Source organism: Clostridia bacterium (assembly GCA_019683875.1).
GTDB lineage: Bacteria > Bacillota > Sulfobacillia > RBS10-35 > Bu92 > Bu92.
On the sequence record JADGHN010000069.1, the window covers coordinates 1 to 9,658 of the forward strand.

A 9,658-nucleotide genomic window follows, 5' to 3' on the forward strand; every position below is an offset into this window, starting at 1 on the left:
CTCGCGTAGCGCACCTCGACGGCCATCATGCCGGCGACCCAGTCGAGCGGCGCCTCCGGGGCGGCGTCGAAGCCCATGGCCTTGCGATACGCGCGCCGGACGCGGCGGTGCACGGTGTTCCGGACGTAGGTGGGCAGGTCGGTGCCGTGCCGGTCGGGGTCGTACGCCAGCGCCGCCTCCCAAAGGGCGAGCGCGCCCTCCGCGAGCAGGTCCTCCCGCGGGCCGCCGCGCCGCGCGTAGCGGGCGGCCTCCTGCTGCACGTCCGGCCAGAAATGCCCCACGAACTGCTCCTGCGCCTCGCGGTCGCCCGCCCGCAGGCGGCGCAGCACGTCGCCGTCGGGCGGCAGGGAGGCGGGCGCAGCGAGGGCGACAGGCCCGAGCCTGAAGAACCGTTCGAACAGGCGCGCGGGGAACGGCGACGGGAGCCGCCCAGGGGCCCGCAGGCGGCGCGGAGCGGACGTCGTTGTCGCGTTCATGGGCGGATCGCCCTCCCGCTCCATTGTACGGGAGCCCGCGGCCGGCGAGTGGCGTGGCCCTATAATGAAGCCATGGGCCGGCACATCCTGGTGGTCGACGACGAAGCCAACATCCGCGAGCTCTGCCGGCTGTACCTTGAGCAGGAGGGGTTCGCCGTCGCGGAGGCGGCCGACGGCGACGAAGCGATGGAGGCCGTCCGCCGGCAGCGCCCGGACCTCGTCGTGCTCGACCTCGGCTTGCCGAAGAGGCCGGGCATGGACGTCGCCCGCGCGCTCACCGGCGAGGACATCCCCGTCATCATGCTCACGGCCCGCGACGGCGAGGTCGACCGCATCCTCGGCCTCGAGCTGGGCGCGGACGACTACGTCACGAAGCCGTTCAGCCCGAGAGAGCTCGTCGCCCGCGTCAAGGCGGTGCTTCGCCGCCTGGACCGGGGCGCGGCCGCCGCCGCCGAGGCCGAGCCCCTGTGCTTCCCGGACTTCACGATCGAACCGGAGGCGCGCCGCCTGATCGCCGGCGGCCAGGTCGTCGAATGCGCGCCGAAGGAGTTCGACCTGCTCCTCACCCTGGCGCGCAACCCGCTCCGCGTCTTCACCCGCGAACAGCTCCTCGAGCAGGTGTGGGGGTACGACTTCTACGGCGACGACCGCACCGTCGACGTGCACATCCAGCGCATCCGCAAAAAGATCGAGCCGGATCCGAACCGCCCGCGCTACATCGTGACGGTGTGGGGGGTCGGCTACCGCTTCGAGCCGGGGAGGTAGCGCGTGCGCCTCCAGACGCGCCTGCTCGTCACCCTCGGCCTCATCCTCGCCCTCGTGGGCGGGGCGCTGCTGATCGCCCTCCCGCGCGTGACGGAACGCGCCATCCTCAGGTACACGGCCGGCCTGCTGGCGGCGGACGCCGAGGCTCTGGCGAAGCGGCCCGCGCTTCTGCGGGCGGCCCTGGACACGGAGGACGGCCCGGCTGCCGGCCTGCGCAACGTGGTGGTGGTCGACGGCGGCGACCGGGTCGTGCGCGCGTTTCCGGCCACGCCGGTCTTCCAGCCGGGACGACGGCTGCCGGGTCCCGTCGCGCGCCTCGCGGACCGCGCGCGCAGCTCGGGCGCGGGCGCCGGCGCGCCGGTCGGCGCGAGCGGCATCGTCGCGGCCGCGGTGCCGGTCGGGGGACGGGGGCCGGGCTGGGTCATGATCCTCTTCCAGCCGGTCCGCGACCTGGACCCCGCCATCCGCCAGGTGAAACGGGCGGTGCTCGCGTGGACGCTCGCCGGGCTGCTCCTGGCGCTGCTCATGGCGGCGCTGACCGGCGGCGCGCTGGCCCGCCGCCTCGGGGCCCTCAGCCGCGCGGCCCGAGCCATGGCGGACGGTCGCCTCGACGCGCGCGTGCCCGTGGAGGGCGGCGACGAGGTGGCTGACGTGGCCCGTTCCTTCAACCTCATGGCGGACCGCCTCCAAAAGACGATTTCCGATCTCCGCCGGTCCGAGGACCTGCGCCGCGACTTCATGGCGTCCCTGGCGCACGACCTGCGCACGCCGGTCACCTCCATCGGCGGCTTCGCCGAGGCGCTGCGCGACGGGGTCGTGCGCGACCCCGACCAGCAGCGGCGGTACGCGGGCATCATCGTCACGGAGGCGCGGCGCCTCGGCCGGCTGGTGCAGGACCTCTTCGACTACGCGCGCCTGCAGGCGGGACAGCTGGAGTTCCGCATGCAGCCCCTCGACGTGCGGCGCTGGTTCGAGGACTTCTGCGACGCGGCGCGGGCGCGCGTGGAGGGCGCCGGCTTCACGTTCGAGGCGTCCATGCCGGCGGATGACGTGACCGTCCTGGCGGACGGCGACCGCCTGGCGCGGGCGCTGACGAACCTCGTCGACAACGCCCTGCGGTACGCGCCGGCCGGCAGCCGCGTCGCGCTCGAGGCCTCGGTCCGCGGGGACGAGGTCCGCTTCAGCGTCGCCGACGAGGGCCCCGGCGTGCCGGAAGAGGAACGCGAGCGCATCTGGGACCGCTTTTACCGCGGGCGCCAGGCCGGGTCGCGCGCGGGCGAGGATGCCGGGTCCGGGCTGGGGCTGGCGATCGTCAAGTCGATCGTCGAGGCGCACGGCGGCCGCGTCGGCGTGGACGCCGGCGGCGGGAACGGGTCCCCGCCGCGGGGATCGCGCTTCTGGTTCGCGCTGCCGCGGCGTTCCTAGCTCCTGACGGGGGCGTGGCCCTCCCCTCGCGGCGGGCCGCCCGCCGCCGCGTTCACAGACCGTTCACACTTCATTTTGCCCGCGTTCACAACCCCACCAAAGTTTGGTCACGACCCCGCGGCAGACTGGTCGCAGAAACGGGGCACGCGATCGACCATGATCGTCATGCCGTGGGAGGGCATCGCAGATGAAGAAGAAGTGGTGGGTGTCCACGTTGGCGGCCGCGTTGATCGCCGGCGCCGCCGTTCCGGTTGCCGCCGCGCCGGCGCCGGGCGCGACGGATCCGGTCCAGGTGTCGGTGCCGAGTGAGGCGGAGCCGATCCAGGCGCCGGTGCCGGATGACGGCGACCCGGTCCAGGTTCCGGCGCCGCCGGCCAAGGACCGGAAGTTCACCCCGGCGCAGCGGGCGACCATCCGCGCGAAGATCGACGAGATCCGGGCTCTTCGCGCCCAGTTCCACCATCAGCGGGAGCAGCTCCAGCAGCAGGCCGAAGTCAACCGTCAGTTGTGGCAGGAACTGCGGCAGAAGCTTGGATCGACGACGCCCGGGCAGGACGGCGCGGCGCCGGACGCCTCCGGGAACGCCGGGGCGACGCCGGCCCAAGGTTTCCGGGACGCGCTGAAGGCGTTGCGGGCCAAGCAGCAGGACCTCGTCCAGCAACTCAAGCAGTTGAACGAGGACCGCAAGGTCCACGCCGCGGCCGCGCGCGTGGCCCTGAAGGCCGGCAACGACGACCGGGTCATCGACAGCCTCAACGCGATCCTGAAGGACGAGTCGCAGGGCCTCAAGATCCTCGAGGGGTTGCAGTCGATCCAGCACGCGATCCACGACCTGCTCCTGAAGGCTCTGCAACACGCCTGAACCATCCGCGTGCACCGTTTCGTCCAGGCGAGAGCCGGGGTCGGACCCGGCTCCCGGCTTTGCTGGCAAGAGATGTCGGCGACCGGTATAGTGGTACCAGAGCGAAAGGAGGGACGATATGCACCGTCATCGCCATTCTGCGGGAGGTTGGACCAGGTACGGGTACGTTATCCTCGGTTCTTTCCTCGTAGCTCTCGGTCTCGAGACCTTTCTCGTTCCCAACCGCCTGATTGACGGTGGCGTCACGGGCATCGCCATCCTGCTTTCGTACCTGTCCGGCTGGCCCGTGGGCCTTTTCCTCGTCGTCCTCAACGTGCCGTTCCTCTACTTCGGATACGTCCAGATCGGGCGCACGTTCGCCTGGACGACAGCCGTCGCCGTCCTCCTCCTTTCGGGTTTCGCCACCCTGCTCACCCCGGTTCCGGCCGTCACGTCGGACCTGCTGCTCGTCAGCGTGTTCGGCGGGCTGCTCATCGGCGGCGGGCTGGGCCTGATCCTGCGGCACGGCGGGTCGCTGGACGGCGCGGACATCGTCGCCCTCACGCTGAGCCGGGCGACGGGTTTCAGCGTCGGAGAGGTCATCCTCGGCCTGAACGTCCTCATCTTCGGCGCGGCGATGTGGGTCATCGGCGCAGACCGCGCGTTGTACTCGCTCCTCACCTACTTCTCCGCGTACAAGATGGTCGACCTCGTCGTGCAGGGTCTCGACGAGTCGCGCGGCGTGTTCATCATCTCGGCCCGCGCGCGGGAGATCTCGGAGGCGATCCAGCACCGGCTCGGGCGAGGCGTGACGCACTTCCATGCGGAGGGCGGGCGCTCGCAGTCCCCGCTGCACGTGCTCTACACGGTCGTGACGCGCCTGGAGCTGGCGAAGCTGAAGAGCATCGTCCTCGACCACGACGACGACGCGTTCTTCGCCATCCATCCCGTCGCGGAAGCGGGCGGCGGCACCCTGCGCAAGCACAACATCCACTGATGGTGGGCGTCAGGTAGCGATCCCCAGAGGGTTTCGTCGCGCGGGTCGCCAACATCAGCACGTATGTCGACGACTCGCGAACGGCTCGCCGTTTCCGCATCCTTGTCCAAGTCCTTCGCCCGCGAAGCGCGCGACCTGCTCGGGCCGTCCGGCTGGCTCGACGGGCCCGCGGAACGCGCGGCGTACGCGTATGACGCCACCGGCGAGCGCCGCCTGCCGGCGGCGGTCGCCCTGCCCTCCAGCGCGGAGGAGACGGCCGCGTTCGTCGCGCTCTGCGCGCGCCATCGGGTGCCGATCGTGCCGCGCGGCGCGGGCACGAACCTCAGCGGAGGCTCGCTGCCCACGGAGGGCGGCGTCGTGCTGGCGCTCGCGCGGCTTCAGGAGTTGCGCGTCGACCCGGCCCGGCGGGAAGCGACGGTCGGCGCCGGTTGCACGAACCTGCGCGTGGGGGAGGCGGCGGCCCGCCACGGCCTGTTCTACGCCCCCGACCCGTCCAGCCAGCGCGCCTCGACCATCGGCGGCAACGTCGCGGAGAACGCCGGCGGGCCGCACTGCTTCAAGTACGGCGTGACCGCGGACCACGTGCTGGCGCTGGAGGTCGTGCTGGCGGACGGCACGCGCGGGTGGCTCCACGACGAGCCGCTCAACCGGAAGGCGGAGGCACCCGCCGCGCCGGATCCGCTGCCGCTGCTCGTCGGCAGCGAGGGCACGCTGGCCGTCGTGACGGCGGCGCACGTGCGGCTCCTGCCGCTGCCGGCTCACGTGCGCACGCTGCTGGCCGTCTTCCCCGACATGGAACGGGCGGTGGAGGCCGTCTCCGCCATCGTGGCGGGGCGCATCGTGCCGGCCACCATCGAGTTCATCGACCAGGCGACGATCCGGCTGGTCGAGCGGTACGCGCGCGCGGGGTATCCCGAGGACGCCGGCGCCGTGCTCGTCATCGAGGTGGACGGCCCGCTCGCGGACGTGGACCGGGACGCGCCGCGCGTGGCGGAGATCTGCCGCGCAAACGGGGCGAGCGAGGTGCGCATCGCGCGCACGGCGGCGGAGCGGGACGCGCTGTGGCTGGGGCGGCGGGCGGCGTACGGCGCCACCGGCCTCCTGTCCCGCCACGTGTGGTCGCAGGACGTGGTCGTGCCGCGGCCCAAGCTGCCGGAGATGCTGCGTCGCATCGTCGAGGTGGGCGCCCGCTACGGCGTGCCGCTGCCCACGGTGGGGCACGTCGGCGACGGGAACCTGCACCCGCTGATCCCCTTCGATCCGGCCGACCCGGCGACCATCGAGCGGATGCGCGCCATCGACGCGGAGGTGCTGCGCGCATGCGCCGAGCTCGGCGGGACGGTCACGGGCGAGCACGGGGTCGGGGTCGACAAGCTGGAGCCCCTGCGGCTCGTGTTCGGGCCGGATGAGCTCGACCTGCAGTGGGCGTTCCGCCGCGCCCTGGATCCGGACGGGATCCTGAACCCCGGCAAGGCGCTGCCGGCCGTGCCGCCGCCGGGATCGCCGGAGCGGCGGGACCTCCGGCCGCCGGCGCAGCGGTTGCCGCTCTTGGACCGGGGACGGGTGGACGTGGACGCGGGCAACCTCACGGCGCGGGTGGCGGCCGGCGTGACGGTCGCCGAGCTGCGGGAGGCGGCTTCCGCGGAGGGCCTCGACTGGCCCGCCGGGTGGGACGCCGACCCGTCGGCGGAGGTCCTGGACGTCATCCGGCGGGCGGGACGGCCCGGCTGGCCGTCGCGGGCGCGGGTCCGCCACGGCGTGCTGGCGGTGGCGTTCGCTGGAGGCGGCGGGCGCGCGTGGCGGTTCGGCGCGGCGACGGTGAAGAACGTCGCCGGCTACGCCGTGCACAAGGCCTTCGTGGGCGCGGGGGAGGCGGCGGCGAGCCTGGCGGAGGCCACGCTGAAGCTGGAGCCGGCGGGCGCCGGGGACGGCCGAGCGTTGGAGCGGTTGGAGGACCCCGCGCCGGGCGATGGGGCTTGCGGCGGGGATCCGCGGCGCGCCGCGGCGCCCGGGGCGCCGGACGTGCGCGCCCTCATGGAGGCGCGCCTGCGCGACGCGTGGGCGCGCTGGCGGGAGGCGGTCGACCGTGGCTGACCCGCGGGCGCTCGCAGGGGTGCCGGCGCCGTCCGGGACCGGGCACGGCGGGTCGCGTGCGGGCCTCTTCACGCCCGCCGCGCTCGAGGCGATGGACGTCTGCATCAAGTGCGGCTTCTGCCTGCCCTCCTGCCCGACGTACCTCCTCACCGGCAACGAGCTCCACTCGCCCCGCGGCCGCATTCACCTTGCGGAGGAGGCGGAGCGGGGCGCGCTGCCCCTCGCGGCGCTGGCCGAGAGCTTCGCGTTCTGCGTCCACTGCCGCGCCTGCGAATCGGCCTGCCCCTCGGGCGTGCATTACACGTCCGTGCTGACCGCGGCACGTGCCGCGCTCCGCGCGGCCAGCGAGAAGGGCGGGGCGCCGGGCGCGGGCGGGCCGGTCGAGGGCGCGCCGGTCACCGGTGGGCCTGCCGGCGCGCCGGCGGTGGGCGGCGCCGGCCGGCCGCGCTGGGCGCTCCGGCTGCAACGATGGCTGCTCGATGTGTTCGCGCCGCACCCGGCCATGTGGACGCTGGCCCGCTGGGCGCTCTGGGCGTGGCGACGCGGCCCGGACCGCCTGGCGCGCCGCCTTGGATGGACGCGACGGCTCCCGTGGCCGCTGGACGAGCTGGAGCCCGCGCTGCCCGATCCGGGCGCCCGGCGCCGCGGGCCGGCCGGAGCCCGAGCGCCCGCGCCGCGGGATGCCGCCGGCGGGTCGCGCGCTCCCGCGGGCGCGGCCGCGGCCGCGTGCTGCGAGCCGCCGTCGCCGGCCGCCTTCTTCCGGGGCTGCGTCTCCGACGCGCTCTTCCGCTCCGCCAACGACGCGGCGCGCCGGGCGCTGGAGGCCGCCGGCCGCGCCGTCGTCGTGCCGAGGGGTCAGACCTGCTGCGGCGCGCTGCACATGAACGCCGGCGACATCGAGGGGGCCCGCCGGCTGGCGCGGCGCAACATCGAGGCGTTTGAACGGATCCCCGGTCCGATCGTGAACACCGCCGGCGGCTGCGGCGCGCACATGCGGGAATACCCGGCGCTCTTCGACGGCGACCCCGCCTGGCGCGCGAGGGCTGAGGCGTTCGCGGCCCGCGTCCGCGATGTGAGCGAGCTCCTGCGCGACGCGCCGCCGCCTGTCGCAGCCGCGCCGGCCGCGCCGGCCCGCACCCGCGGGGGCGCCGCGGCCGGCGCCTCCGAAGGCCGGCCGCTGCGCGTGGCCTACGTGGACTCCTGCCATCTGCGCCACGGGCAGAAGGTGGCCCAGGCACCGCGGGACGTGCTCGACCGGCTCCCCGGCGTCGAGCGCGTCGAACTGCCCGAGGCGGACCTCTGCTGCGGGTCGGGCGGCACGTACACATTCGCGCAACCCGAGGCGTCCGCCGCGCTGGGCGACCGCAAATCCCGCCACGTCCGGGAGGCGGGGGTGGACGTCGTCGTCGTCGCGAACCCGGGCTGTCACCTCCAGATGCTGTGGTCGCTGCGCCGCGCCGGCCTGACGGGCGTGCGCGTGGTTCACCTCGCGGAGTTCGTCGCGGAGCGCCTGGCGGCCGCGCCGGCGGCAGCGCCCGGCGTGCGGGAAGGATGAGGCGGTTGCGCGTCTCGCTGTTCGTCACGTGTCTCTGCGACCTGATCCAACCCGAAGTCGCGGAAAGCGCGGTGCGTCTCCTCTGGCGCCTGGGCGTGGAGGTGGACGTGCCGTCCGGGCAGACCTGCTGCGGGCAGCCCGGCTACAACGCGGGTTACCACGCGGACGCGCGCGAGGTGGCGCGCGCGTGGATCCGGGCGTTCGAGGCTGCCGGCGGCGGGCCGATCGTGGCGCCCTCCGGGTCCTGCGCCGCGATGGTCCGTCGCGAGTACCCGCGGCTCTTCGCGGGCGAGCCGGAGTGGGCGGCCAGGGCGGCCGCGCTCGCCGAGCGGACGTACGAGCTGAGCGAGTTCATCGTCCACGTGCTGGGCCGGCCGAGCCTCGGCGGGCGCTTCGAGGCGGTCGCGGCCTACCACCCCTCGTGCCACCTCACGCGGAGCCTGGGCCTGTCGGACGAGCCGCTGAGCCTGCTGCGCGGCATCGAGGGGCTGCGCCTCGTGGAGCTTCCGCACGCCGGCGAGTGCTGCGGCTTCGGCGGCACCTTCGCGGTCACGCAGCCGCGGATCTCCACGGCGATGGCCGACGCGAAAGTCCGCGCCGTCGAGGCGAGCGGCGCGGACGTGCTCGTGGCGGCCGACACCGGCTGCCTCCTGCAGATCGGCGGGCGGCTGTCACGCCTGGGCCGGCCGGTGCGGGTGATGCACCTCGCCCAGTTGCTCGACGCGGCCACGAGCGGGCGGGGCGCCGGGCCTCAAGAGGGCGGTGGCGCCCGTGTCTAGCGCGTTTCAGCGGCGCGTGGAACAAGCGCTGGCGGACGACTTCCTCCGCATGGCCGTGCCGCAGGGGACCTTCCGCGACCACGAGGCGCGTCAGCGGGCGTGGGCCGAGCTCGGCGCGGCCATGAAGTGGCGAGAGCGCGCGCGCCGCATCCGGGACCACACGATCCGCCACCTCGACCACTACCTCGCGCTGGCGGCCGACCGGATCGAGGAGCGGGGCGGCCGCGTGCACTGGGCCGCGGACGCCGGCGAGGCCGTCGCCGCGGTGTGCGCCATTCTTCGGGCGGCGGGGGCGCGGCGCGTCGTCAAGTCGAAGTCCATGGTCACGGAGGAGATCCGCCTCAACGCGGGGTTGGAGGCGGAAGGGTTCGAGGTCGTGGAGACGGACCTGGGCGAGTACATTCTCCAGGTGGCCGGCGACCGCCCCTCGCACATCATCGCGCCGGCGATGCACATGACGCGCCAGCAGGTGCGCGCGGAGCTGAGCCGCGTCGCCGGCCGGGAGCTTCCCGACGACGCCGAGGCGCTCGTGGCCTTCGCCCGCGAGCGCCTGCGCGAGGCGTTCCTCCGCGCGGACGCGGGCATCTCGGGGGCGAACTTCGTCGTCGCCGAGTCCGGCGCCGTCGTGCTCGTCACGAACGAGGGCAACGGCCGCATGGTCACGTCGCTCCCGCGCGTGCACATCGCCATCGCCGGCATGGAGCGGATCGTGCCCCGCTGGGAGGA

At 74.4% G+C, this 9,658-nt stretch carries 9 protein-coding genes; 8 read left to right on the plus strand and 1 reads right to left on the minus strand.

The features are described 5' to 3' along the window. Positions 1–476: sigma-70 family RNA polymerase sigma factor (locus tag IRZ18_06665; protein ID MBX5476788.1), on the minus strand; the 476-nt coding region annotated here is incomplete at its 3' end. Positions 477–548: 72 nt separating this feature from the next. Here IRZ18_06665 and IRZ18_06670 point away from each other — a divergent pair. The 8 genes from IRZ18_06670 to IRZ18_06705 all read left to right on the plus strand — a co-directional run. Beyond that, complete coding sequence (locus IRZ18_06670) at positions 549–1,241, plus strand: response regulator transcription factor (protein MBX5476789.1); 693 nt, start codon at positions 549–551, stop codon at positions 1,239–1,241. A gap of 3 nt (positions 1,242–1,244) precedes the next feature. Next, complete coding sequence (locus tag IRZ18_06675) at positions 1,245–2,666, plus strand: HAMP domain-containing histidine kinase (protein ID MBX5476790.1); 1,422 nt, start codon at positions 1,245–1,247, stop codon at positions 2,664–2,666. A gap of 187 nt (positions 2,667–2,853) precedes the next feature. Continuing rightward, a complete protein-coding gene (locus IRZ18_06680; GenBank protein ID MBX5476791.1) occupies positions 2,854–3,528 on the plus strand; it encodes a hypothetical protein in 675 nt (224 codons plus the stop codon). Positions 3,529–3,646: 118 nt separating this feature from the next. Further along, positions 3,647–4,504: a YitT family protein gene (locus IRZ18_06685; protein MBX5476792.1), complete on the plus strand. Its 858-nt coding sequence runs from the start codon at positions 3,647–3,649 to the stop codon at positions 4,502–4,504. 63 nt (positions 4,505–4,567) lie between these two features. After that, positions 4,568–6,598 (plus strand): FAD-binding protein, encoded by a 2,031-nt coding sequence (locus tag IRZ18_06690; protein MBX5476793.1) that lies wholly within the window; start codon positions 4,568–4,570, stop codon positions 6,596–6,598. Continuing rightward, on the plus strand, positions 6,591–8,153 hold the full coding sequence (locus tag IRZ18_06695; protein ID MBX5476794.1) for a (Fe-S)-binding protein: 1,563 nt from the start codon (positions 6,591–6,593) through the stop codon (positions 8,151–8,153). Before IRZ18_06690 ends, IRZ18_06695 begins: the two co-directional genes overlap by 8 nt. 5 nt (positions 8,154–8,158) lie before the next feature. Next, entirely contained in the window at positions 8,159–8,932 is a 774-nt protein-coding gene (locus IRZ18_06700) for a (Fe-S)-binding protein (protein MBX5476795.1), read from the plus strand. A gap of 49 nt (positions 8,933–8,981) precedes the next feature. Next, positions 8,982–9,658 (plus strand): lactate utilization protein (locus tag IRZ18_06705; GenBank protein ID MBX5476796.1); only part of this gene is annotated, 677 nt, incomplete at its 3' end.